Origin of the sequence: Companilactobacillus versmoldensis DSM 14857 = KCTC 3814 (assembly GCF_001434295.1) — a bacterium.
Classification (GTDB): Bacteria; Bacillota; Bacilli; order Lactobacillales; family Lactobacillaceae; genus Companilactobacillus; species Companilactobacillus versmoldensis.
Map to the genome: position 1 here is coordinate 71413 of NZ_AZFA01000008.1, position 25402 is coordinate 96814.

Annotated in this window: 25 protein-coding genes and 1 pseudogene; 5 read left to right on the forward strand and 21 right to left on the reverse strand. The window is 39.0% G+C overall.

What is annotated here, in order from left to right:
- Positions 1-32: 32 nt before the first annotated feature.
- The 9 genes from asnB to FC27_RS05755 all read right to left on the reverse strand — a co-directional run bounded on the left by asnB (position 33) and on the right by FC27_RS05755 (position 8201).
- Positions 33-1946, reverse strand: a complete 1914-nt coding sequence (gene asnB / locus FC27_RS05715; protein ID WP_010625178.1) for an asparagine synthase (glutamine-hydrolyzing) — start codon at positions 1944-1946, stop codon at positions 33-35.
- A gap of 11 nt (positions 1947-1957) precedes the next feature.
- Entirely contained in the window at positions 1958-3127 is a 1170-nt protein-coding gene (locus FC27_RS05720; protein ID WP_029508229.1) for a metallophosphoesterase family protein, read from the reverse strand.
- A 122-nt stretch (positions 3128-3249) separates the two neighbouring features.
- The gene (locus FC27_RS05725) at positions 3250-3774 is read right to left on the reverse strand and encodes a GNAT family N-acetyltransferase (RefSeq protein WP_010625180.1); all 525 of its coding nucleotides are present in this window, start codon (positions 3772-3774) and stop codon (positions 3250-3252) included.
- 76 nt (positions 3775-3850) lie between these two features.
- A complete protein-coding gene (locus tag FC27_RS05730; RefSeq protein ID WP_010625181.1) occupies positions 3851-4525 on the reverse strand; it encodes a hypothetical protein in 675 nt (224 codons plus the stop codon).
- Positions 4515-5336 (reverse strand): ATP-binding cassette domain-containing protein, encoded by an 822-nt coding sequence (locus FC27_RS05735; RefSeq protein WP_056938081.1) that lies wholly within the window; start codon positions 5334-5336, stop codon positions 4515-4517. Before FC27_RS05735 ends, FC27_RS05730 begins: the two co-directional genes overlap by 11 nt.
- Position 5337: 1 nt before the next feature.
- Complete coding sequence (locus tag FC27_RS05740; RefSeq protein WP_010625183.1) at positions 5338-5829, reverse strand: hypothetical protein; 492 nt, start codon at positions 5827-5829, stop codon at positions 5338-5340.
- 42 nt (positions 5830-5871) lie between these two features.
- Positions 5872-6420, reverse strand: coding sequence for a DNA-3-methyladenine glycosylase I (locus FC27_RS05745; RefSeq protein ID WP_010625184.1), 549 nt, complete (start codon positions 6418-6420; stop codon positions 5872-5874).
- Between the two features lie 92 nt (positions 6421-6512).
- On the reverse strand, positions 6513-6995 hold the full coding sequence (locus tag FC27_RS05750) for a universal stress protein (RefSeq protein WP_010625185.1): 483 nt from the start codon (positions 6993-6995) through the stop codon (positions 6513-6515).
- A 69-nt stretch (positions 6996-7064) separates the two neighbouring features.
- The gene (locus FC27_RS05755) at positions 7065-8201 is read right to left on the reverse strand and encodes a glycerate kinase (protein WP_010625186.1); all 1137 of its coding nucleotides are present in this window, start codon (positions 8199-8201) and stop codon (positions 7065-7067) included.
- A gap of 72 nt (positions 8202-8273) precedes the next feature.
- Between FC27_RS05755 and FC27_RS05760 the strand changes: the two genes are divergently transcribed.
- A complete protein-coding gene (locus FC27_RS05760) occupies positions 8274-9077 on the forward strand; it encodes a tyrosine-protein phosphatase (protein WP_010625187.1) in 804 nt (267 codons plus the stop codon).
- Between the two features lie 249 nt (positions 9078-9326).
- Here FC27_RS05760 and FC27_RS05765 read toward each other — a convergent pair whose 3' ends face one another.
- The 5 genes and pseudogenes from FC27_RS05765 to FC27_RS11600 form a co-directional block, all read right to left on the reverse strand.
- Positions 9327-9983, reverse strand: coding sequence for an HD domain-containing protein (locus FC27_RS05765; RefSeq protein WP_010625188.1), 657 nt, complete (start codon positions 9981-9983; stop codon positions 9327-9329).
- 174 nt (positions 9984-10157) lie between these two features.
- Positions 10158-10343, reverse strand: a complete 186-nt coding sequence (locus FC27_RS05770) for a hypothetical protein (RefSeq protein WP_010625189.1) — start codon at positions 10341-10343, stop codon at positions 10158-10160.
- A gap of 372 nt (positions 10344-10715) precedes the next feature.
- On the reverse strand, positions 10716-13070 hold the full coding sequence (locus FC27_RS05775) for a phosphoketolase family protein (protein WP_010625190.1): 2355 nt from the start codon (positions 13068-13070) through the stop codon (positions 10716-10718).
- A 91-nt stretch (positions 13071-13161) separates the two neighbouring features.
- Positions 13162-13890, reverse strand: coding sequence for a GntR family transcriptional regulator (locus FC27_RS05780; protein WP_010625191.1), 729 nt, complete (start codon positions 13888-13890; stop codon positions 13162-13164).
- 734 nt (positions 13891-14624) lie between these two features.
- Positions 14625-15610: pseudogene (locus tag FC27_RS11600) on the reverse strand (choloylglycine hydrolase family protein).
- Between the two features lie 163 nt (positions 15611-15773).
- On the opposite strand from FC27_RS11600, the gene FC27_RS05795 reads away from it, so the two are divergent.
- On the forward strand, positions 15774-16718 hold the full coding sequence (locus FC27_RS05795; RefSeq protein ID WP_010625194.1) for a Dyp-type peroxidase: 945 nt from the start codon (positions 15774-15776) through the stop codon (positions 16716-16718).
- Positions 16719-16759: 41 nt separating this feature from the next.
- Here the strand turns inward: FC27_RS05795 and FC27_RS05800 are convergent, their stop codons facing one another.
- The 3 genes from FC27_RS05800 to FC27_RS05810 form a co-directional block, all read right to left on the reverse strand.
- Positions 16760-18226 (reverse strand): PH domain-containing protein, encoded by a 1467-nt coding sequence (locus FC27_RS05800; RefSeq protein WP_010625195.1) that lies wholly within the window; start codon positions 18224-18226, stop codon positions 16760-16762.
- Positions 18216-18701 (reverse strand): PH domain-containing protein, encoded by a 486-nt coding sequence (locus FC27_RS05805; protein WP_010625196.1) that lies wholly within the window; start codon positions 18699-18701, stop codon positions 18216-18218. The genes FC27_RS05800 and FC27_RS05805 overlap by 11 nt, the downstream gene beginning before the upstream one ends.
- A gap of 177 nt (positions 18702-18878) precedes the next feature.
- Complete coding sequence (locus FC27_RS05810; RefSeq protein WP_029508230.1) at positions 18879-19058, reverse strand: hypothetical protein; 180 nt, start codon at positions 19056-19058, stop codon at positions 18879-18881.
- A 252-nt stretch (positions 19059-19310) separates the two neighbouring features.
- On the opposite strand from FC27_RS05810, the gene pgtP reads away from it, so the two are divergent.
- Entirely contained in the window at positions 19311-20669 is a 1359-nt protein-coding gene (gene pgtP, locus FC27_RS05815) for a phosphoglycerate transporter protein PgtP (protein ID WP_010625197.1), read from the forward strand.
- Positions 20670-20937: 268 nt separating this feature from the next.
- A complete protein-coding gene (locus tag FC27_RS05820; RefSeq protein WP_010625198.1) occupies positions 20938-22047 on the forward strand; it encodes an SLC13 family permease in 1110 nt (369 codons plus the stop codon).
- Positions 22048-22093: 46 nt separating this feature from the next.
- Here the strand turns inward: FC27_RS05820 and FC27_RS05825 are convergent, their stop codons facing one another.
- Entirely contained in the window at positions 22094-22618 is a 525-nt protein-coding gene (locus FC27_RS05825; protein ID WP_010625199.1) for a PadR family transcriptional regulator, read from the reverse strand.
- 108 nt (positions 22619-22726) lie between these two features.
- Here FC27_RS05825 and FC27_RS05830 point away from each other — a divergent pair, with 108 nt between their 5' ends.
- On the forward strand, positions 22727-23266 hold the full coding sequence (locus tag FC27_RS05830; RefSeq protein ID WP_010625200.1) for a phenolic acid decarboxylase: 540 nt from the start codon (positions 22727-22729) through the stop codon (positions 23264-23266).
- A 102-nt stretch (positions 23267-23368) separates the two neighbouring features.
- Here FC27_RS05830 and FC27_RS05835 read toward each other — a convergent pair whose 3' ends face one another.
- From FC27_RS05835 to FC27_RS05845, 3 genes are all read right to left on the reverse strand, one after another.
- Positions 23369-23905 (reverse strand): ClbS/DfsB family four-helix bundle protein, encoded by a 537-nt coding sequence (locus FC27_RS05835; RefSeq protein WP_040521353.1) that lies wholly within the window; start codon positions 23903-23905, stop codon positions 23369-23371.
- Between the two features lie 124 nt (positions 23906-24029).
- Positions 24030-24518: a cysteine hydrolase family protein gene (locus FC27_RS05840; RefSeq protein WP_010625202.1), complete on the reverse strand. Its 489-nt coding sequence runs from the start codon at positions 24516-24518 to the stop codon at positions 24030-24032.
- 80 nt (positions 24519-24598) lie between these two features.
- The gene (locus FC27_RS05845; RefSeq protein ID WP_010625203.1) at positions 24599-25369 is read right to left on the reverse strand and encodes a (S)-acetoin forming diacetyl reductase; all 771 of its coding nucleotides are present in this window, start codon (positions 25367-25369) and stop codon (positions 24599-24601) included.
- Between the last annotated feature and the right edge of the window lie 33 nt (positions 25370-25402).

Genomic DNA, 25402 nt, shown 5'->3' on the forward strand with positions numbered 1-25402 from the left:
TCAATCATTTAGATTGACGAGACACGATTAATTTATTTACTTGTTACAGCTTTAGCTGTTTTAACTTTAGGCTCAACATCTGGCTTTTGACCATCGTTGATGAAGTATACCGTATACCAGATCAAGAAGGTATAGATTGTCCAGATCTTGCGACGATCATCATTTTGTCCATGATAAAATCCATCAAGCATTTTCAAGATCTTATTTTGATCAAAGAATTCACTGACAAAATCTTGGCTGAACAATTCGTGCATTTCATGATAAACCTTTTCAGTATGGATCCAGTCACGAATTGGAACTGGGAAACCTAACTTTTCACGCTTTGCCCAAGCTTCTGGTAAAGCTCGTTCAGCGGCAACACGTAAAGCATACTTACTATCTTTGCTGTTCAATAAGTATTTCGTAGGAATCGTTTCTGCTAATTCAGCAACTTTTTTGTCCAAGAAAGGAACTCGTAATTCCATTGAATTAGCCATGCTCATCCGATCAGCTTTCAAAATAATATCGTTAGCCATGAATTGATGAAGATCGAGATATTGCATTTTCTTGACCTCATCTGGATAGTTAGCTACCTTACGATAGCTGCGCATAACGATATCTTTGACTGACCGCGACTTCTCAAATTCAGGTTTGACAACTTCAGCTGCCTCTTGCTCACTGAAAACTTTGGCTTGGCCAATAAAGAACTCTTCAGCCTTAGCGGTTGATTCATACAAATGCAAACGTCCAGGGAAGTTAGGAAGCTTCTTAAGGCCATGTGCAAGTTTGTAACGAACACCCTTAGGAAGTTTCTTCAATTCCTCGGCAAAGACTCTGACGGTCTTAGAATGCGAATGGTAGCCATAATTGGCATAGCCAGCAAACAATTCATCCGCACCCTCTCCAGATAGAATAACCGTCACATCTTTACTAGCTAACTTAGTCAGGAAGTAAAGTGGTACACATGATGGATTGGAGTCAGGTTCATCCATATAATATTGGATCAACGGGATCGACTTCATTGCTTCGTCTGCTGTAACGATGCCACGAGTATTTTCCAAGCCGAGATTGTCAGCTAATTCCTTAGCTGCACTACCTTCTTCATAAGTACTCGTATCAAAATCGATTGAATAAGTATGTTGAGGTTTCAAGATTGCTGTGACGTAACTTGAGTCAACACCACTTGATAGCAATGAACCCACAGGTACATCACTGATAGCATGAGCTTTAACTGAGTCACGTAAAGCAGCATCGATTTTTTCAACTGTTTCTTCAAAACTGAGATGGTTTTCTTTGAAATCAATATCCCAATATTTTTTGATGTGTAATTTGCCATCCTTGAAGGTGAAATAATGTCCTTCAGGAATACGGAAAACATTTTTAAAGAAAGTTTCATTGAGAGCTGAATATTGGAAAGTCAAATATGGCTTCAATGCTTCTTTGTTAAGTTCTTTTTGAAAATTTGGATGTTTCAAAAATGATTTGATCTCAGAGCCAAAAATGAATGTGCCATTCTTATTGTAATAATAGAGTGGCTTGATACCAAAGAAGTCTCTGGCACCAGTAATGTCTCCTGTCTTCAAATCATAAATAACGAATGCAAACATTCCACGGATCTGTTTCAAAAGGCCTTCCATGCCCCATTCTTCGAATCCGTGAAGTAAAACTTCGGTATCTGTTTCTGTAGTGAAAACATGACCATCAGCGATCAAATTCTTTCTGATGTCTTGATAGTTATAAATTTCCCCGTTGAAGATGATAGCTTTGCTTTTATCTTCGTTATAAATTGGTTGCATACCACTGTTGATATCGATAATACTTAATCGACGAAATCCCAGTGCCGTGTCTTCGTTGATCAATTCCCCTGAGCTATTAGGACCACGATGCTTGATCGTATCCATCATTGCCTCAATAACCGGCTTTTTGTCAGCGATTTTCTTGTCTACAAAACCGACGATACCGCACATATTAATTCTCCTTAAATTTCAAAACTTACAAATCGTGTTGCTGCCCCATAACCAAAGATCTGCAACAGCATTTTATCGGGATTGATATTGATGAAATACCCCGCCAATTCAGAAACCTCGTTGTATCGGCGATCCCATTTTTTATTATAATCAGTGGTTAGTCCGTGCCTTTTTCCCATAAGTGCCGAACAATTTAATATTATATGATTAATTCCGGCAACTTTGTAGTACTTTTCGTAATGCATGTGCCCACATAAATAATTAGATATTTGCGAAATACCTGTCTGCGTAAAATCATAATGAACATTCACACCAAAATCACCGGTCAATTCATTTTGCAATTGCCCAGTAGACTTATTATTAAATTCAGTAAAAATCCTTTGCACTAAGTCACCATTAAAATTCAATGCCGACCTGCCGCTTGGGGTGATCAAATTTGCATGACCAAAAACAACAACATGCTTGTCGACAGTCTGCTCCAAAACTTCAATCAGATCTTCAATTTGTTGCTCGCGGATACCACGAGTCTTTTTGAAGTCATATTTTTTAGAGCCACCATTTAGGATATAAGGAATATCGCTAGTATTCAAGAAGATGACGCGAATATCGCCCTTATCCACATATGCAATTTTTGAAACAGCATTGGGGTGCTTAATAGCTGACTGTTCAAAATTATTTCTAGTGACCAAGTCATAATAGTCGTCACGAGAGAATGAAGCAGTGTTGACAAATTTATGTTCGTCGTATTTGTCGTTCTCATCATGATTACCCTCAAGGATATAGAAAGGATGTTGGCTGTTCTGATAATTTTCCATCGTAAATTGCAGTAACCCGCGACTGATCTCAGGCTTGTCGCTCCCATCGATCATGTCACCTAAGTGGATATTGTAATCCACCGGCAGGTTGTCACAAGCTTTGTTGGCTTCAATTATGTGGCGAATGCCGTTGAGACCATAATATGAAGAACTAGCAATTGCCTTTTCATGAGTATCAGTCACTACTGACAAAGTCAGACAGTTGTCTGAGATGTTCGGTTTGACATTTTTCATGAAAACATTGGCAATATATTCAGTAAAAAACGGTCTCGGTTTTAATTTTCGCATTAAACTTTCAGTTTGAACAGAGACAAATTCTGTTGGTCTACGTTTGAATATTTTTTTAGTAAGAAATTTAATTTTCAAGGTCATAATCTCCTAGTCGACTAAATATTATCATGTTTTTGACCCAAAATAACAAAAAAACCATCAATAATGATGGTTTTAATTAAGAAACTATAATTTACTATTCAATTGTTGCACTTATTTTAATGTAAAAGCAATTGATACGCTTTTCTAGCGCCTTCGTCTTCTTCCATACTGATTTCACCTTTTTCAATAAAACCGTTGGTCGTAATGACGTGTTGCATTACCAAATTATCAGGATGTGTATCGATTCTGACATCTGAATATCCTAATTGGTAAGAAATGGTCAACAGTTGACGGATCAAAGCAGCTGATAAATGCTGGCCTTGATGACCTGGTTCAACAGCGATCCGATGAATAACGGAGTATTCTTTGTTGGAGTCCTTGTCCCAGGTACCGTTGCTCAATTCTTCATAACTCTGTTCTGTACCTTGTTGTAAAGCAGCAGTCCCAACAACGTCACCGTCTAATAGCATAACGTAGTTGATACCATCTGCTAAATCTTGTTTCAAAATCGCTTCATCAGGATAACCTGATTGCCATTGGTCAACGCCACGATCTCTAAGTGTCTTTTTTGCACCGGAAATAATGTCGAATACTTTTGGTAAATCTTCACTTCTAGCTTGACGCAAATAGATGTTACTCATTTTACGACCTCCATAACCTAAAATTCTTCATTTCGATATTTAATCAAAAAGAATCTCCCTTGGCAAGCTTTTTATTTTAGTTTGCGTAATTTTTTTTATTGAACAAACCACCAATGGCAAAAAGCAGTATGGAGTAGACAAATTGTCGTAAGACCAGCGGCAATAACGCAACCATTTCGGTTCGTTCTTGAAAGGTAGTAATCAAATTCGATACTGGTGGCAAGATCCAGTTGATATAACTCAAGATATCGTTATTACTATCCGCTAATGAAAATAATACTATTAATAGAAAACAAATTGTAGCGATGTACTTATGATTCGTCATCATTGACCGACATACAAAGATAATTGCTGAACCGATCCAAGCAGTCGTCATCAAAGTCAAAAACATCGTTCCATTGGCTGCTGGCGTATCAGAAAAGAGGAAAGTAAAGATCCCCGAAATGATAGCCGTGACTGCATTGATCAAGACCATGAACAATATTTGGGTACTGACATAAAGAGGATAACTGTTGACCCGCTGTTTCAAGTAACGATTCTCACTGCTGTCCCGTTTTAAAAAGTACATAGCTAAAATGATGGCAATAAAAAAGTTCAGTAGGATAACACTTGAGAATTTGATAGCCGTTTCGTTACTGATCAATAGATGAATCGTTAATTGCAAAATGATCATCAATCCTAAAGTGATCGGATAAATAAGATCATCTATCATGATGCGCGAGAAATTGGCAAATAAAAGCTTAAACTTCAAGATCGACCATCCCTTCAAACAAATAATTCATTTCGAGCATTGCTTTGAGGATCGTTTCTTTTTGATTATAAGAGACCCGCAATTGAATCTGCCCGTCGAAAGTACCTGTTACGTATTGACCAAGTTCTTTAGTGATGGCCATTGAATCAGAAGTAGCTTTGAAAGCTAATAAATAATTTTGACCACGACCAGTTTGAACTGGACTCAATGATTTTTGTTGCAATAAGTATTTGGAATCAAACTCATCTGATAAAGTTGTATCTTTGATCGAACCGGCAACGATGATGCCTGCACCATGTTCTTTAAGATCTTGAAATATCTCGACCATTTGATGAGCGTAAAAACTATTTTGAAAACTAAAGGGATCATCCAAGATCAACACGTTTGGACGTTGACATACTGCTAATAAGAAACTTAGTCGCTGACTTAACCCACGCGACAAAGTATCGACCGGATGATCAAGATATGGTGACATACCCATAAAAGAAGTCAGATCCTTTAACTGAGCGTTAGAAACGCCTAATTCGCCTGTTGCCTGACGTCTGATTTCTAAATAGTCCCGGACTGGTTCTTGGACGACTTCGGTCTCGATCTGTGGCATGAAAGCAATCCTGACGCCGGCACCGTATCTTGCCTGTCCGCTGTCAGGAAAATTCAATCCTACAAGAGTCTCTAACAAGGCGGTCTTTCCTGATCCGTTGTCGCCTGTTATGCTGATGGACTCTTTTTGAGACAAAGAAAAGGTTACATGCTTAAATGCAAAGTAACCTTCTCTTTGAAACGACAAATCATTGACCGTTAATAAATTCATTTTACTTCTGCCAGTCAGATAATGCCTTGGCAGCTAGGCCAATTGATAAGATAGCATCTTTTGAGATTGAGTTACGAACATCAGCAATGATCGTGTTTGCGAAAACAGCACCAATAACAATAAAAGAATAATTGATCAAATCAACATCGACCTTAGGTTTGTACTCACCATCAGGGAATGGATCTTCGTGATTATAAGTAAAGTTGACCGTGTGGCCTGCTAGTGAACCGTCGATATGGTTCACGAGTACGCGATCTTTGAGCTCGCTAAGTTTAGCGTCAGCATTTTGTAGAGTTAAGCGATGATCAGACTCATTTTCATAGTAGTCTTCTTCAGTCATGTCAAAATATTCTTGAATTGGCTTTCTCAAAACTTCCAAGTGATCGATCACGCCATAAACACGTTGAGCATCGAATTGGACTGACTTATCTTCAATCGATGAAGCATTGTCGTCGATCCATTCTCCAAGCTCACTAATAGTTTCAGAATTCATTTTACTTCCTCCAGTTAGCCTTTATTATACTGAAAAATCGAATTATTTAAAATCACATTGATCTAAATGATCATTTAATACCCCAACCGCTTGCAAAAACGAATAAATAATCGTTGGACCAACAAAACGAAAACCACGTTTCTTCAGATCCTTGCTAACCGCTTGGGACAGCTCATCCTGCGCTGGCATCTGCGATTCATCCGTAAAGTGATGATCAATAATTTTGCCATCGGTGAAATGCCAAATATAATCAGAAAAATTTTCTCCTGCTTGATGCATCTCGACAATCTTTTGGGCATTATTGATCGTCGCCTTGACCTTCAACTTGTTACGAATGATCGACTCGTCTTGCAATAATTCAGCTTGCTTCTGATCATCAAACTTTGACACGCGTTCAACATCAAAATCCGCAAAAGCTTGGCGATAGCCGTCACGCCGTTTGATGACCGTCGACCATGATAGACCCGCTTGGGAAAGTTCCAAGGTCAACATTTCAAAGAAATATTTATCGTCGTGACTTGGTTTACACCATTCAGTATCATGATATTTTTGCATAGCTTCAAAGCTGTCTTCTGCCCATGGACATCTCATCTGGCAGTCCCTCCTAGTCTGGCAAATAAAAAAATCCAAACCCACAGCTGTGAATTTGGATTTTCTAGCTTGTATTCAATGAGTTTCAAATATTATTTTTTGCTAGTGATTGTTTTGTTATTAACGTCAGTTCTGACGATGATAACATCTGTTCTAGCATTTCCTGTAACATATTCTGAAACTGAACCTACAAGTAAACGTGTTACGGCATTCATACCGGTTGATCCGATCATGATCAGATCATTCTTATATTCTTCAACGAACTCCTGAGCAATAACTGTCTTTGGTTCACCAAAACGAACGTGAATCGCAACGTTATCAGCTGACATACCGTTTTTAACGGCTTCATCTTTAAGCTCGTTCAAATATTTTTGAGCATCTTCTGAAAGTTGATAAATTACATCCCCATTTAACATACCACCGTGGAGACCAATGAACTGCTTTGTATCAAGCACAGTCAAAACATCGATATGACCATTATTCATTTGAGCAACTTTCACGGCCTTGCGAAAAGCCATCTCGGCTTCTTTTGATCCGTCAACTGGCACTAAAATCTTTTCATAGTCTTGTTCCATAATTTACTCCTCCATCAACGCCCTTAATCCAAAGCTTTACCTTAAGATTAAAGCATAATTTTAATAATTTCAATGGTTTCCATTATGAAATGCATCCAATGTCCGCGCTAACTGATTGGCGATTGATTCATAATGTTCGAAAAGCATTTGTTCGTCATTATTATCATTAGCATAATTAGACATTTGCGTGGAAAATATCCCCGTAAAAAGCTGTTCATAATCTTCGAAATCATCAATAAAGTTGTTACACAAAACAAAAGTCGGCATCTTCGAATACCCGGCGATCTTGCTAAGATGAAACAAGATCTCATCATGCATCGACTCAGCTGACACTTCATCAGTCGCAGTGACCATCACATCGACTGAACGAATCGTTTCATCCATACCAGTCACATTTGCTACCCATTCAAATGAAGACCGAGAGATATGGGCTCTGATCATGGCAAAAGCTCCAGCTAATGTTTTGATTGATCCTGAATGAGGCATTGGGTGTATATCTAAATTATACTTCTGATTAATTTTTTCTGTAATAAAAAGTAAGTTATCTTCCAAAAAATCTTTTTGTGTTTCTGATAAATAATCTCTTTGACCTTCAAGTTGAACGTTAGATGAATAACTCAACAATAAAGTGATCCGAGTTTTATGCAGTAAGCGATAAACATCATCGAGATCGACTTCATAGCCGTTTATCAGCGGGTTCTCCCCTTCTGGGATCAAATCCCCACCTTCATCATAAATCTTGGCTCCGAGTGCCTGAAGAGCTCCTAAGCCACCATCAAATGTTTCTGATGTTCCTAAAGAAACAACGATCTCTCGATAACCGCTAGTAACTGCATCAAGGATGAATTCCCCGATTCCATAACTAGTAGCATGAAATAAATCATTCCGATTTTTGGCAATGGCTAGTTCAGGACCTACTATTTGTTCTGTGTCGATAATTGCGGTATCCTGACTGTCAATGTTAGTTAGTAGATATTTGCCCATTTTGTTCTGCCAGAAGGCATCGAAAAAAGGTAGATCGACCCAACGACCCCCGATCGTGTGGGCTACTAATGCAGGCATTCCATATTTACTATCCGTCACAGGCATAGTAACTATTTTGGCATCAGGTAATGCACGTGAAATACCGCTATAAATCGCTTGACCTACTAGTTTTGAACTAATAGATGAATCATGATACTTTCCTGGAGCGATCAGAAATTTCATGGCTTAATCTTCCTTTTGCTATAATATACATAATTCTATTTTAAGACATAATTGAGAAGAGGGGTTCTATTTATGGACAGAGCAACCGAAAGCGCACGTCGTATTCTCGACCTTGAAGCCGGTTTTAATTTCCGTGAACTCGGCGGTTATACAACTGCAGCTGGTGAATCCGTTAAATACCACAAGATCATTCGTTCAGCCGGTTTAGGTGATCTAACCAAGAACGATACTGCCTATTTAGGAAACTACGGTGTTAAAAAAGATATTGATTTCCGTTCATCTGATGAAATTGCTAAAAAGCCCGATCATATCCCTGATGGAGCAAAATATATTTCCCTACCAGTATTCACTGAAGATCAAACTGAGGCTTCCAAGATCGAAGATCGGGTCGTTCCTGAGATTGACTTCGACCCCCGCGATGGCTACAATCACATGCTTGATGTTTATCGCAACATGGTAACAGAAGACACAGCCCGTCAAGCCTATCGTAATTTCTTCGATGAATTACTAGGTAACGATGGCGAAAAAGATGTACTATTATTCCATTGTACAGCGGGTAAGGATCGGACTGGCATGGGCGCAGTCTTCTTCCTTTACACTTTAGGCGTCCCACTTCCTACTATTAAGGAAGATTACTTGTTGACTAACCAAGCTAGCCACGTCTATGTTGCTAACGTTTTAAAGCAAGTCGAAGCCAAAGACCCTAGTTTGGTCCAATCGATCAAGGCTTTGCTGACTGTTAATGAAGATTATATTAACGTTGCCTTAAAGGCAATCAAAGAAACAGCTGGTAGTCTAGATAATTATATCAAAACTACTCTGCAAGTTGACGCCCAGCAAATCAACGATTTGAAGAAGATCTATTTGACGAAATAATTTTGTAACAGCATTTTCCAACTTAAATTGCAAAACCGTCATAAATTCTTCATATTTTCTCGTTATTATGTGTACATAAGTTAAGGGAAGGCGACAGCCTCCCTTGCTTATACCTCTTCATAATAATTCTCATAATTCAAATGATATATAATTCTCATAATATATTATACAAATAGTAATCAATTCCCCCTCAAGTTTTGATTACTCATAAAAAACAGACCTGAAAGCGTGATTTCTTTCAGGTCTTTTTTATTGTCGACAATTCCATTCATCAGAAAATTGTTGCAAGAAGTCACGCATGTACTGCTGACGACCATCGGCGATTTTCTTGGCTGTCTTGGTATTCATCATCGCCGTCAATTTCAAAAGCTTTTCATGAAAATGATTGATGATGGTCTCGTTATCTAAATTTCGATATTCCTGCTTAGTCATATTTTGGCGTGGCTTGATGTTCGGATCATAAATCGTTTCATGATTGACCCCACCGTAATAAATTGCTCTGGTAATCCCAATTGCTCCAATGGCATCTAGTCGGTCTGAATCTTGCACGACTTGTCCAGCCAGCGACAATTTGGGTGGGTTTTTGCTCAAGGACTTGCTGAAGCCGAGGTTATGCGTGATGTACAAGACCTCGTCGATTTGATCATTAGTAAAGTCGATGCCACCCAAGAACTTTCGGATCTCTTGTTCCAAAGCTTTGGGGTCGTCAACTAATTTATCGTCGGCAACATCATGCAAATAAGCGGCAGACAAAGTGATCAATTGGTCAGTCTGCTCCTCTTTCAAGATTCGTTTGGCCATTTTGACGACTCGTTCGATATGATCAAAATTATGTCCAGTTTCGTCACGGGACATTTTTTGATATGAAAATTGACGGACCTTTTGTAATTGTTCAGTCTGTTCCATGTAAAAACTCCTTTAAAAACGATATTTCAATTATATCAATAATTCTGGATACAAAAAAAGATTCAAAGCCACAGCTTTGAATCTTTATGTGAATGGAAAACCGTAAACCTAGCGTCTTATTGAACATCGTCACTAAAAATTTCTCCATTCAAATTTAATAAAATATCGATCAACTTAGCTTAATCTGAGTTTACCCTCTTTAGCAAATCTGCCAGATGCGTAAACTGCAAAGATGAGTGCTCCTACACTTGCTACGGGTAGTGTGTATCGGCTTCCCAATACGAATAGAAGTAGAGCAAACGCAACAATGATTGCTGCTCCTGCTAGTTTGATAAGTGATGCAATAATTTGAATTGTCATAAAATCCACCCGCCTTATTCATATTTTTCCTACATGCTTAAACTAACACGGAATTTCTTCACTTTCAACACCTTTGACTGAAGTTTTTCAGGTTTAAAAAAGTCCCCAGATTCCCTTAGTCTCGGTATTTATGAATAAGTGAGTTTTATTAGAATTTGTTTGTGAAATATACATACTCGCTGTAAGAGAAACGATAAATGACTTTCATTTTCAGTCACTGAAAATCTAATATAATTTAATTTCTCCTAATTTAAAAAAAATTCCACAAAAAAATCCTGATCTGGTATATGATCAGGATTTTTCTTTGACTAAGTGTATTCTAAGTCAAAATAAATTTGGATATGTGGTTGTTTTAGAATTTATTTATGTAAATTAAATGTCCCATTTCCAGTCGTTTACTTCTGGAAGGTCATCACCGTGTTCACGGATGTACTTGTTATGCTTGTCAACCTTAGCTTCCATTTCGTCAGCAAAGTCATTAGCAGCATCGCCTTCAACAGCAACAGCAACTTCTTCTGCCAAGTGGAAACGGTCAAGTTCATTTACGACACGCATATCGAATGGTGTAGTAATATCACCATTTTCACGGTAGCCATGAACAAACAAGTTATGGTTGTCACGGTCAAAGAAGATTTCTTTAATGATATCTTCGAAACCATGGAAAGCAAATAATACTGGTTTGTCGACTGTGAAGATGTCGTTGAATTCTTCATCAGTTAAGCCACGAGGGTCAACTTCTGGTGAACGCAACTTGAGCAAGTCAACAACGTTAACGAATCTGATCTTGATGTCAGGTTTTTGCTTACGCAAAATGCTGATAGCAGCAAGTGATTCGATCGTTGGTTCTGTACCAGCTGAGGCAATAACGATATCAGGGTCGCCATTGTCATTTGAAGCCCAGTCGATAACCTTGTAACCTTTATCAGCCATTTCTTCAGCTTCATCCATTGTGAAGAATTGAAGACGTGGTTGTTTTGAAGTAACCAATAAGTTGATCTTTTCTTGGTCGTTCAAGATTTGTGGCATAACGGCTAACAATGAGTTTGTGTCAGCTGGGAAATATTCACGGATGAATTCAGGTTTCTTTTCAGCTAAGTGAGTGATGATACCTGGATCTTGGTGAGTATAACCATTGTGATCTTGTTGGAAAGCAGTTGATGTAGCAAGAACTGTCAATGAAGGATACTTGTTTCTCCATGATAATTCATCAGCTTTTCTTAACCACTTGAAGTGTTGTGTGAGCATTGAGTCGACAACTCTCAAGAAGGCTTCGTATGAAGTAAAGATACCATGACGTCCAGTTAATGTATAACCTTCGAGGAATCCTTCAGCTTGGTGTTCTGAAAGTTGTGAATCGATGATACGGCCAGCAGGTGCTTCGAATTGATCATTAGGTTCGTGAACTGGTTCCATCCATTGACGAGGTGAAGCATCAAATGCGCCATATAGACGGTTTGACATTGTTTCATCAGGTCCGAACATTCTGAATGTCTTTTCGTTATCTTTGATAACATCGCCAAGATATTTACCTAATTCGATCATATCTTGAGCAGTCTTTTGACCTGGCTTGTCGATCTTAAGAGCATAGTTCTTATAATCAGGCAATGTAAGAGGTTTTGGATCAAGGCCACCATTAACAACAGGGTTTGATGCCATTCTCTTATCGTCAGCAGGGATTGTTTCTTTGATGTCATCTTTCAATGAACCATCATCGTTGAACAATTCTTCTGGCTTGTATGACTTCATCCAGTCTAATAGAGCATCGATATGTTCCATGTGGTTTTGGTCAACAGGAATTGGAATTTGGTGAGCTCTAAATGAGTTTTCAATAGGAACACCATCCCATTCTTTAGGACCAGTCCAACCCTTAGGTGCACGGAAGATAACTACAGGCCAGTTAGGCATCTTAGCATCTTCAGCTGAATGTTTTCTAGCTTCTGTTTGAATTGATTGGATCTTTTCGATGGCTTCGTCAAGAGCTTTAGCCATTTCAGGATGCATCTTTTCAGGATCGTCGCCTTCAACAAAGATTGGGTCCCAACCCATACCCTTGAAGTATTCAGTCAATTGTTCGTCACTCTTACGTGACAAAATTGTAGGGTTTGAGATCTTGAAACCATTTAAGTTAAGGATTGGCAATACAGCACCGTCATTAACTGGGTTAATGAATGTGTTTGAGAACCATGAAGCGGCCAATGGACCAGTTTCTGATTCACCATCACCAACTACAACAGCGGCAATTTGGTCAGGGTTATCAAGAATAGCACCGACACCGTGTGATAGTGAGTAACCTAATTCTCCACCTTCATGCATTGAACCGGGAGTTTCAGGAGCAGCGTGAGATGCAACACCACCTGGGAATGAAAATTGTTTAAACAATTTTTGCATACCCTTTTCGTCTTGAGTGATTTGTGGATAAGCTTCTGTATAGCTTCCATCCAAGTATGAGTTAGAAACCATAACTTGGCCACCATGACCTGGTCCTTCAATATAGAACATATTTACATTGTACTTGTTGATGATTCTGTTCAAGTGAGCGTAAATAAAGTTTTGTCCAGCAATAGTACCCCAATGTCCGATTGGGTGAACTTTGATGTCTTCTGCTTTAACATCACGTTTTAACAATGGATTATCTTTAAAATAAAGTTGTCCCACTGAAATGTAGTTGGCAGCACGCCAATATTTATCGACAAGGTTCAAATATTCTTTTGATGAATAGTCTGTCATTAGTACACTCTCCTTACGTATTTATCTAGTATAATATACGGGTTGTCAATAAAAGTCAACCACTTAATTAATTGGACCGTCCCAATAATAGTTAGCGATTACTCAAATCAACAAATGATCCGTATTTGAAATATTTATAGTGTAATTTCATAGTTGAAAACTCAAACGGAGTACCGTCATTGAGGAAGAAAATACCTTCCATCATACCGACAGGTTCCGTCGGAGCGAGATCCAATAATTGCTGTCCCTCATCGTCAGATGGAGCTGCCGAAATCGTCAAATAAGTCTTATTAACTTCCTGAGAAAGTTCAGATTCGACGTAGTTAAAGATCGATTCTGAGGCAATATCCTCTGATAATTCGGGAGCAAGTTTGATAGGAATATAACCAGTTTCAATCATAAATGGCACATTATCGATCAAGCGCAAACGCTTGAAGGAGTAAACAAACTCGCTAGGTTTCAAAAATAAGTTGTCCTGTAATTCAGCATCAGGCCGGACAACATCAAAATTCAAAACTTTGATACCGGGCTTTTGGCCGTTGATTTGATAACTATCCGTAATACCTAAATTTTTACCACTATAACTAAAATAGGAATCTTGTTTCAAATAAAGTGGATTAATAAAAGTACCAGAACCACGTTTCTTAAAAATGATTCCTTGTTCAGCCATAGTTCCCAAAGCACGTTTGATCGAACTTCGACTCACATCATATTGTTCAGCTAAAGATCTTTCATCCGGCAATTTCATATTAGGAAATTGGTTTTGATTGATCTCTTTTTTTAAGGAATCGATGATTGTTTTATAAATTAAATCAGCCACTAGATCCTCCTTTTAAATATTGGGTCGTACCAATAAACATTTTGGTCGTGTTAATTGCTTGTAGTATATCTTATTTTTGAACTAAATTCCAACCCAATATTGACTGACAAAAATTTTGGACAGCAAAAAAGCCCATAACAAAGGTCATGAGCTAAGTTGTGAAGGTACGAAATGACCAGGGATCAAAGTTTGATTGGTTCAGTCGTGCGCTTTACTTTATTTTTTTATTTTAACAGGAAATTGGTTGGATATTAAGGAAAGTGCTTTTGGAGATTTTGGGAAGTGGTGGTTACTGTTCAGTTGGTTTGGAATGCTCCTCACTGATTTATAGTGGAAACGCGCCTTATTCCCACTGACTGCGGTGCACAAGTCAAAAAGGCTCCGGGCCAGACGGGCCCTTACCGTCTTTCTGCCTTATGCCCCTCAGTCACCCGTGGGGAACGACGCTCTACTGCCTTATAGCGGAAACGTTCTACTGCCTTATAGCGGAAACGTTCTACTGCCTTATAGCGGAAACGCGCACTTTCCCACTGACTCCTACAACATAAGACCGTGAAACACTCCGCGGCCGGGCGGGCCGGCTCCGTATTTCCCGGTCTTATGCTCCGGAGTCAAGGCGTGGGAAAGAGCGCTCTGATTTTCTCCGCTTAGCTACGGCTGGCAGGACGGCCAAAACCGCCGTCTGTTCTGCCAGCCTAGGCTATGCTCAGCAGCTGACCGCCCCGCCTAACGCTCTAGATTTCTTTAAACTCCTGTTCCATTTTAACCTCAAACTGTTTTGGTTCTTTTTGGTTTTCGATCAATTCTTTTGTCATTGGTGTTTTATAGATGGTTCTGTTGCTGTATGGTACGAAGTACATTATTTTGTTGGTTAGATCTAGGACTGTTTGATATTGAGTATAGCTTGAATCGTCGTTGTCCTTTAGGTTTGCTCCCTTGGGGATTGTTACACTATCTAACGTGTGCAAGATCGTATTGACTGCTTCTTTGCTATCTTTAGGTTGTACTGAGTTTTGACGCATGAAGGCTGTTCTGATGAAACGATCTACGGCTGTGTAACCTCCTGGCATTCCGAAGGTTCCATTTTGACCTAATGGAATAACCTCTTCCTTGCCGAAATTCTTCTTACCAAAATTCTTTGGTTGAATACCTAAATAGTTGGCTAAGTTGTTTTATGCCAGTTGTAATCTGGTGTGTTAGTCATTACTCCGACTTTGTCTTCTTGCAAGATCAAGTCGTTTCCTTCTGGTTCGAGGATATAAGTTGCACCTGTCGAATCACTGAAAATGAAGTGCAATGGTTGATTGACGCCCATGACACCACGATCAGAATCGATCAAGTGGACATTTTTAAAATTATTTTTAAGATCTTCAATTGATTTATTGTTGCCGATTGCCCAAAGCAAGAATTCTTCAGCAACTAAATTGATGGCACCATCAGTTGGCTCTGCATCATATTCAGCAGCATGTGAGAAATACAATTCTGCACCAGATAGGCCGTACTCATTGAAACCATCGGCGATCATATAATTCTTGCCAAATTTGGCACCAGTACCTATGATGGCGTAATCAGTGGCGTAAGTTTTCTCATCGAAGGACGAGACCCATTGATACTCCCTTGGTAAAAAGGTTGGACGACCATTTAATTCAAAGGCAAAATCCATGGTTCTAGCTAAAAATTTCGAACCGTCTAAAGCTTGGTAACTGAGACTCGTACACATATTCTTTCTCCCTTTCGATGTAAAAACTTTCTGTTTTACCTAAACATTAATTATTCTACAAATTAATTTCAAAATCAATAAATTAATTTGTGAAATTTAATTTATAGCATATAAGTTGTATAGTACTATTAGTAGTAGAAATAAAGTATGCGGAGGTCAATTTATGGCAATTAATATCAAAGATGCTCAAGATGTTTATAAAGATGCAGGTGAGAGCGTAATTTTCGCAACTCTCAATCTGAAGAAAGATGATCTTGATAAGGATCGCGATGTCATCGCAGAATTCGCTGATATGTCCAATTCAATTATTAATAGTATGAGAATTAGAAACAAAGACGACGAATTGGCTGTAGCATGGGGGTTCAGTTCTGATGCTTGGGACTATTTATTCCCAAATGCTGACAAGCCCAAAGAATTAGCACCATTCAAAGAGGTCAAAGGACCTAAGTACACTGCTCCATCAACACCCGGAGATTTGTTCTTCCACGTACGTGCCAAAGTTGAAGCTGTTTGCTACGAAATCATGGATCAATTCATGGATATCTTACGTCCAATCACAACTGTCGAAGATGAAACACATGGTTTCAGATATCTCGAAGGACGTTCAATCGTTGGTTTTATTGACGGTACAGAAAACCCAGCTGGCGTAGAATCAATGGATTACACTTTGATCGACAGCGATGATGATCCAGAATTTGCTAACGGTTCATACGCCTTTGCTCAAAAATACATGCACAACATGGATGCTTGGAAATCACTTCCAACAAACGAGCAAGAAAAGACTATCGGCCGTCGCAAATTCTCTGATCGTGAACTAGACGATGACGAAAAATCACCAAATGCTCACAACATCGTTTCCAAAGATGAAGAAGGCGGAGTTGAACACAAGATTGTGCGGATGAATGTACCATTTTCAAATCCATCAAAAGATAAAACCGGTACTTACTTCATTGGCTATTCGAAGAGCTTCCACATCACCAATACGATGTTGAAAAACATGTTCACCAAGAGTGACCTTTTGCTCGACTTCTCAACACCAGTAACTGGTGGAATGTTCTACATCCCTTCAAAGACAGTGCTTGATCAGATTGCTGAAGGCGAACTTTAAAAATATAGATACCAAAAAAGCTGACATTTTTGTCAGCTTTTTTATTTCTCATTAGATTTGTACCAGGCAACGATCTCGTCGATCGGTGCTTCAGCCTGATAATTGATCTTTATTGCTCGCTTATCGTTGCCTGCACGAATATTGACCGTCAGACTAGCCATATGCCGTTTTTCCAACCAAAGACTTTGTCGCTTCTCCAAAAGTTGAATACTACTTTTAGGAACGAAAAAACTTTGCCTAGTCATAAAATGATTGCGTCTAATCACTAAAAATTCATCATTCAAAAGACTGACATTGGTGCGTTTAGCTGATAAATAAGCTGGTATCAGCCAAAAAATCAAGACCACGATTGCCATACCAATCCAAATTTTCCACGAGAAAAAAGTCATAAACGACAATAAGCCAATCGTTATCACCGCATATATCAAGGCATTGCGCAAATAGTAAAAAAAAGTCCTTCGCAAAGGTTGGAAATGTGGAACCAATTCAGTGGGAATATCTGGGAAAAATTTTCCCAAGAAAGCTGCTAATTTGGCGTCAGTAATCACTGGCATCACAATATTGTCATTTTCAGTATCCCCTTTGGCATAATTAGACACTACAATCAGTTGAACAGTTGAGATTTTCAGGAAACTTCTCAATAGCGGCTGCTTGATCATCACTGCCTGGATGCGGTCAAAGTTGATGCTAGATTTGCGATTCTTGAAGAATCCCCGTTGCGTATAAAATTTCCCGGACGATTCTTGCAAAGTGAAATGGTAATACTGAGCTATCAAAAACATGACTGAGGCGAGGTAGAAAAGTAAGATGATCAAAATTGCCACTCCTACGGCAATCAGTATCCCCAGATGAATCATTTGCTTTGACAAGCTTTGATAAAATTTTTGACTGATCGACCCTTGAACTTTTCCATAAAGCGACAAAACTACCAAAAATCCTGACAAAAAAGCCGGTGATGTCGTCGCAAATTTCCAAAGATCTCGCCAACTGATAACATACTTATTCAAGATAGGTGTCTGATCATCGGTTACTTCCGTTTCCGATTCATCAACGGGCTGTTTATGGATGGGATTTGCTTCCCGCAAGTGATTCAATTGATCTCTCAAAGAAGTCGGTACTGCTTTCAGGCTGACTTCGGCACCATTAGAATGGCCAGCCGTTTCGATCTGAAGTTCTTCCAAGTGAAATGGCTTCAAAAAGAACCATTGATTAGCGATTACATTTTGTATCCGGTCATATGGGACATGATTGACCTTTTTAACGAAAATACCTGAATGGATGACTATTTCATCGTCCAACAATTGATAAGTAAATTTGGTGTATGGCCAAACAGTAAAAATAATCATAAAAACCACAAATACGGCAATAAACGTATCGATCAGTAAGCGACTGACGATACCATTGAAGCCAATCAGAAAGATCACTCCGGGAAAGACCAACTGTTTGGCTGTGTCATATAGGAAAAAAATCAAGGCAGCAATATTTAAGTGCTTTGGCTTAGATGTCATTCTTCGCCTCCCGAGCTAATTCCATGATTAGTTCTTTCAATTGGTCAGCTTCAGGCTTTTTCAGGCCGCTGATCTCACTAGAACCAGCAGCAGTCTCGATGACAACCTTTTGTAAATTCTTCCAACGCAAGATGGGTCCTTGCTTCAAGGTAACATTTTGTACTCGGGCAATGGGAATGACGACTTGTTTTCTAAAAAAGAAGCCTCGGTGTAGTTCAACTTGGCGATCATCATTAAAGTAAGTCCAAAAATTCCAGCGATATTCGACCAAGACTAGTTCGAAGATCAGCCCAGCTAAGCCTAGGAACAAAACTATCAAAGCTACTGATAAAATCCAAGACTGCAGTTTTTCTGGTGCTAAACGATGCCACCACAATAAGCCAGCAGTTGCAATCATGAAAAAGATAAACTCCAACAAAGCTTTTAAACGCCAGATTTTTTTGATGTCGACCGATAATTTTTTCGTATCATTCATTAACATATCCCCCGCTTGTTGTACGAGTATATCAGTAATAATTACTAATGAAAAACGCAAAGGACGTAAATTCACTAATGTGAGTTTACGTCCTTTGCGTTAGAAAAAGAAACTAGTCGCAAAATAATTTCAAAATTAAATTAAAGCTAATACTTTCTCTAAAAATTCAATTAACAACTACTTCGGTGATTTGTAACGCCAATTTTGCATCACAAAGCTCACTGAATAAACTATCAATGAACAGACTGAAAGTCCTAAGAAAATCCTACCTAAATAAAATGTCGGATCAACAGTCAACTCAACGACAGAGAGAAACATCGAAACTAAGACAAACAAGGTTATTTTCTTGTCATTCATCTTCATATCCTCCTTAGTTGACGCCTACATTGTACCAATTTTGCCAGAAGAATTAAAATTAATCAATCACAAGCTTGCAACTGTATTTTTATGGTAAAAATATCATATATAAATCGTTTATCATGAAGTTATTGAGTTTATGTAAAATTTATACCAAAATATTATAAATTTTATTGACAACTGCTTGAAACTTACTCATTATGAAAACGGTTACTTATTCTAGCAACACCAATATTTTAGGGGGTCCAAAATATGAGCTTTTTAACACCACCAACTACCGATAAAGTTGTTCCCAAAGGCAAAGTCGACGAGACGTATAAGCGTTTGCGCTGGCAGGTCTTCTTGGGGATCTTCATCGGATATGCTGGGTATTATTTATTGCGCAATAATTTTTCATTAGTTATACCGAAACTAGTTGACGAGGGCTTTTCTAAGACCCAATTAGGTCTAGCTTTTTCAGCCGTTTCTATCGCTTACGGTTTCAGTAAATTCTTTAGTGGGATAATTTCTGACCGTAGTAATGCACGTATCTTCTTACCTTTAGGTTTGATCCTAACCGCTATTATTAATTTGATGTTTGGTTTTATTCCTGTTTTAACACAATCGATCACTGCCATGTTCATTTTGCTGTTCTTGATCGGTTGGTTTGAAGGAATGGGCTGGCCACCTTCTGGACGTGTCTTGACACACTGGTATTCAGTTTCTGAACGTGGTGGCTGGACTTCCGTTTGGAATGTTGCCCATAACGTCGGTGCCGGATTGATGGCACCATTGGCTGCTGGAGGTATCGCCTTCTTTGCTGCCCACGTCACCGGCATGAAATCATACACTGGTGCCTTCATCATTCCCGCTATCGTCGGTATCATCGTTGCCGTCATCGCTTATCTTTTGATTCGCGATACACCTGAATCTCAAGGATTGCCACCAATCGAAACCTATAAAGATGACTTTCCTAACGAAGAACACACCATGTACGAAACTGAATTGACACCGCGTGAGATCTTGTTCCAACACGTATTGAACAACAAATGGGTCTGGATCATCGCCTTCGCCAATATTTTCGTTTACTTCGTCCGCTATGGAATCGAAAATTGGGCACCAGCTTATTTGACGGAAATGCGGAATATCTCTTTAGGTAGTTCCTCAACTTCGTATATGATCTATGAATTAGCCGGCATCCCCGGAACCATTTTTGCCGGTTGGGTCTCAGATAAATTATTCAAAGGTCGCCGTGGCCCTGCCGGAGTTTGCCTGATGTTAGTCGTAAGTATCTTCATCATCATGTACTGGAAAGCTACTGATTTGGCCATGATCAATATCGCTCTGTTTATGATTGGCTTCCTAATTTATGGACCAGTTATGTTGATTGGCTTGCAAGCGCTCGATTCCGTGCCTAAGAAAGCCGCAGGTACAGCCGCCGGATTGACCGGACTATTCGGTTATCTCTTCGGTTCCGTTGCTGCTAACGCCATTATGGGGGTAATCGTTGATCACCTAGGTTGGTCAGCTGGATTCATCACGATTTTTATTTCCTGCTTGATTGCGACCGCCCTATTTGCACTCACTTGGAATTTACGTGGTCAAGAATTGATCACCAAAGACGAAAAATAATTGATCTCAAAGTCACCAATTTTGGTGGCTTTTTGTTTAGGGGCGACTTAAAGCATATTTTCATCATTAAACTACCAGCAAATGACTATTTTTGATTATTTTTTATCAGTGGTTGACCCTAATACATGTGAAGTTCACAATATATTAGTAACTGAATTCGACAAATTTTTATAATCAAATACGACTATTCTTATGTATAATGTATGTTGGTTATTTTTTAAAAGAACAAATATTTTTTTAAGGTTAATTTCCTAGGGGAAGAACATTTATGAACGTCTTAAAACGAGTTTTCTCGGACAAGGTGCTGTGGATAGCGGGTGCGGCCGCGATCATCACATCATTTATTAGTCCGCCGCAGCTTTCAGACATCAACTGGAAGACCATTACCTCGTTGATTTCAATGATGATCATCATTCAGATCTACGATTACCTTGATGTGTTGAAGTATTACGCTGCTTATTTGACTCGACGGGCTAAAACGACGCAACAATTAGTTTTTATGCTGGCCAGTCTTGCATTTTTCGGTGCCATGTTTTTAACGAACGATGTCACGATTTTGACACTAGTTCCACTGTTCTATAAAATCACCCGCAATCTGAAGATAAATCCGATTTATCCAGTTATCCTGATCACTTTAGCAGCTAACTTAGGAAGTATCTTCACACCGTTTGGTAATACCCATAACTTGTTTATGTTGACTCATTTCAATTTGAACATTGGTCAATTCTTTGTTATGTCGACACCAATCACCATTATCGACTTCATCATGGTCTTCACGGTGACGCGATTCTTCAAGAAAAACAAGATTGAGTTGCGAAAACTTCCAGCTGTTACGCTAAATATTCCACATTTGACTCTTACCGCCATGGTCACAGTTATCATCTTCTTAGGTATTTTTTCAGTCATCCCAATGTGGTCTTCACTAGTGGCAGCATTGTTACTTGTCGTTTTCATCAATCCGAAAATTTTACAGTCGGTCGATTATTCGATCGTGTTGATTTTTATGTGTTTCTTCATCGCAGTTGGTAACATCAATCGAGATCCTGCTATCGTCAGCCATTTGACGGGCTTGATCCAGAATAAGACAGGGACTTACTTAGCTTCGATCATTACTAGTCAATTCATCAGTAATGTTCCCACGACTATCCTGATCTCGAAGTTCTCGACTTATGTCCATGCAATTTTCTTAGGGACAAATATTGGTGGTATGGGTACTGTGGTCGCTTCACTAGCTAACTTATTGGCTTTCAAGCAATACCGCTATTACTTTAAGGGCAGTCCCGGTAAATACTTAGCTGCTTTTTCAGTCATCAACTTTTCACTATTAATAATTATCGGTATCATCGGCTTCTTATTGATCGATATCATTCCAACGTAAAAAATAGAGCTCAATGAATTCCCTTCTGGGATTCGTTGAGCTCTTTTTAGATACCTTTTAACCAATCAACATAGCCACTTTCTCGTTGAATAGCATGTTTTAATACGCAATAGTGACCGTAGTTTGCCTGTTGGCTTGCCTGGTCGGGGAATTTGTCCGCTAGTTGATCTTGAAGATGAGACAACTTGTCAGTCCGCAGTTCCAATTGACTGACGACCATCTCTTCTAGTAATTCCGAGTTAGCATCTTTAATGAAATACAGTTTCAATATAAATTCATCATGACTGTTGTCGGCTTCAGAAGGCTCTTCTAACCATTCATGAAAGTTCTTCTTGCCTTGATCAGTGATATCATAACTTTTCTTGACCAATTTTTGGCCGACCTGAATTTCATGGTGAGTGATCATCTCATCTTGTTCCATCTTTTTTAACAAGGGATAGATCTGGCTATGATTAGCCGACCAAAACTCCCCAATGTCAGAATCGAAGGCCTTAGCTAAGTCATAGCCAGTCTTTGATCCAATATTCAATAACCCCAAAATAATATACTGGAGCCGATTTTTTTGCGCCATTATAAAAATTTCTCCCTTGACTTAATGTCACAATGAGTATACATTATCTATGTACTCAAAAACATGTAATTAATTACATGTAACAAATTACGTCAGAGGAGACATATAATGACTGAAAAAACTTTTAAAACATTAGACGACTTTTTAGGAACACACTTTATCTACACTTACGATAATGGTTGGGAATACGAATGGTATGCTAAAAACGATCACACTGTTGACTACCGGATCCACGGAGGCATGGTTGCTGGACGTTGGGTCAAAGACCAAGAAGCTAACATCAACTTGCTAACTGAAGGAATCTACAAAGTAGCTTGGACAGAACCAACTGGTACTGACGTAGCATTAGACTTCGTCCCTAACGAAAAGAAATTGAATGGTACTATCTTCTTCCCTAAGTGGGTCCAAGATCATCCAGAAATCACTGTTAAGTATCAAAACGACTTCATCCCATTAATGGAAGAATCACGTGAAAAATACGAAACATATCCAAAGATGGTTGTGCCTGAATTCGCCCATATCACATACATCGGCGATGCAGGTCAAAATAACGAAGACGTTATCTCTGAAGCACCTTACCCAGAATTACCTGATGACATCAGAAACGGCAAGTACTTCGACGAGAACTACCACCGCATCAATAAATAATCAGACAAACAAAAAGCACTCCTAAGACAACAAAAATACACTCGAATCAGTGTATTCATCTTAGAAGTGCTTTTTTATTGGGCTCATTTACACAACACCTATTTATTGTGCATTTTGTCTTTCGCTTTTTCGAACAGTGAAGTTCTTCCACTTTCTAACTTGGCGACTGTAATTGGTGAACGGAGAAATAGCATTGATCCTGATCCACTTAGAAACTGGCCACATAGCTTTAGTTGTAGCCCACTTTCTCTGACCAGGCTTAAACAACTCATCCTCTGGCATCTTGTCGACCCATTCCATAAGTTCTTTAACTACCTTACCTAATTCTTGTTCCTCCGCTTGAAGACCTTCCGAACCATATTTGACATTAAAGTCATCATACAATTGTCTCATTTGATCCCACTTGTATCCGGGAGTTGGTGTCGTAATTTCTTTGCCGCTTTCCTCGGTTTGTTCCCATGATAAAATCATATGAATCCAACCAACTTGGTATGACAGCATTTCTCGTGGTGTTTTATCCACTTGTGAAATCTTATCGTCGGCGATGTTGTCAGAAATCCCTTGATACTCGTCGATAAATTGATGATAACTCGTTTTCAAATGTTCGATTAAATCTGCTGAATTTTTATATCCCTGCATATTTTCGCTACCTTTCATAAAAATTGAAAGACACCAAACCAGACTCCCACATATTCTATTATAGTCGGTTCCTAGGGTAATGGGCCAAAATATGCTCATATGATATATATTTACAAAAATATAGTTATATGAATGTCAAAAAATTGCTGTCCCAAATATCTTCGCAGAATTCAATCGTCTCTTGTGCCGTCATAAATTGATTATCGTAAGTCGTGGTCATTCCAGATTGCATAAGTATCTGATATCCTAAGCCATGCGCCATCGTGATAGTAGCGTTACAACAATATTCCGTTTGCAGACCACAGATCTCTATTTGGTCCAAATCATTCTCGGTCAATAAGTCATTTAATTCTGTCTTATAAAAAGCATTCAAATGTGTCTTTTGAACCACTAAATCGTCATCTTTGACCGCTAAATCATCAGCAAACTGCCATTCCTTACTACCCTGAAGCATCCCTTTCTCATTGTGTTGAATAAAGATCACCGGAAGACCTGCTTCTTTATACTCTGTGATCCGTTGATTGATTCTTTCTATTAAGTCATCAAATTGATACGCATCAGAGAACCCTTTTTGCATATCCATGACGACCAAAACTTGTGCCATTTTTGCCATCTCTTCACCTTCTTGTCCATATTGTATCAGACCAAAAAAAATCCCTACAATCCAAAATCGGATTATAGGGAAAAATTATTCTAATTGAAGACCATACCACCATCGATCAAAAGTGCTTGGCCTGTCATATAATCTGAATCAGGCCCAGCTAGATAGGAAACACAAGCTGCCACGTCTGATGGTTCTGATAGACGACCAAGAGCGATATCCTTGGAGAATTGTTTCATACCCCATTCATCATCCTTGCCATTTTCTTGACCGACTTGATGAGCAATATCCATCATCATTGGTGTTTTAACGATCCCAGGACAGTATGCATTGACGGTAATGCCATCTTTGGCGAGGTCGCGAGCAGCTGTTTGAGTAATTCCTCGAATGGCAAATTTTGTTCCACTATACAGTGCCAAGTTAGGATTTCCAACTTGACCAGCTTGTGAAGACGCATTGATGATCTTTCCACCATGACCTTTGTCACGGAAAGCTTTGATTGCGGCTTGGATGCCCCAGTAAATGCTGCCGACATTGACGGCGTAAACTTTTTCAAATTGTTCTTCGGTGATAGTTTCGATTGGCGTTGTTGGACCAAGTCCTGCATTATTGACGACGACATTCAAATCTCCCAATTCAGCGACCGTTTTTTCAACAGCGGCAAAGACTTCATCACGTTTTGAAACATCGAGTTGAACGGCAATAGCTTGCCCAGTCTTGTTCAATTCGTCTGCAGTCTTTTGAGCTCCTTCGATATTGAAGTCAGCGACTGCAATAGCAAAACCATCTTTAGTCAATCTTTCGGCGATAGCTTTGCCGATCCCTTGAGCAGCTCCAGTGATGAATGCTACTTTTTTTGCCATGATAAATCACTCCTTCGTGAGGGTTATATTTTT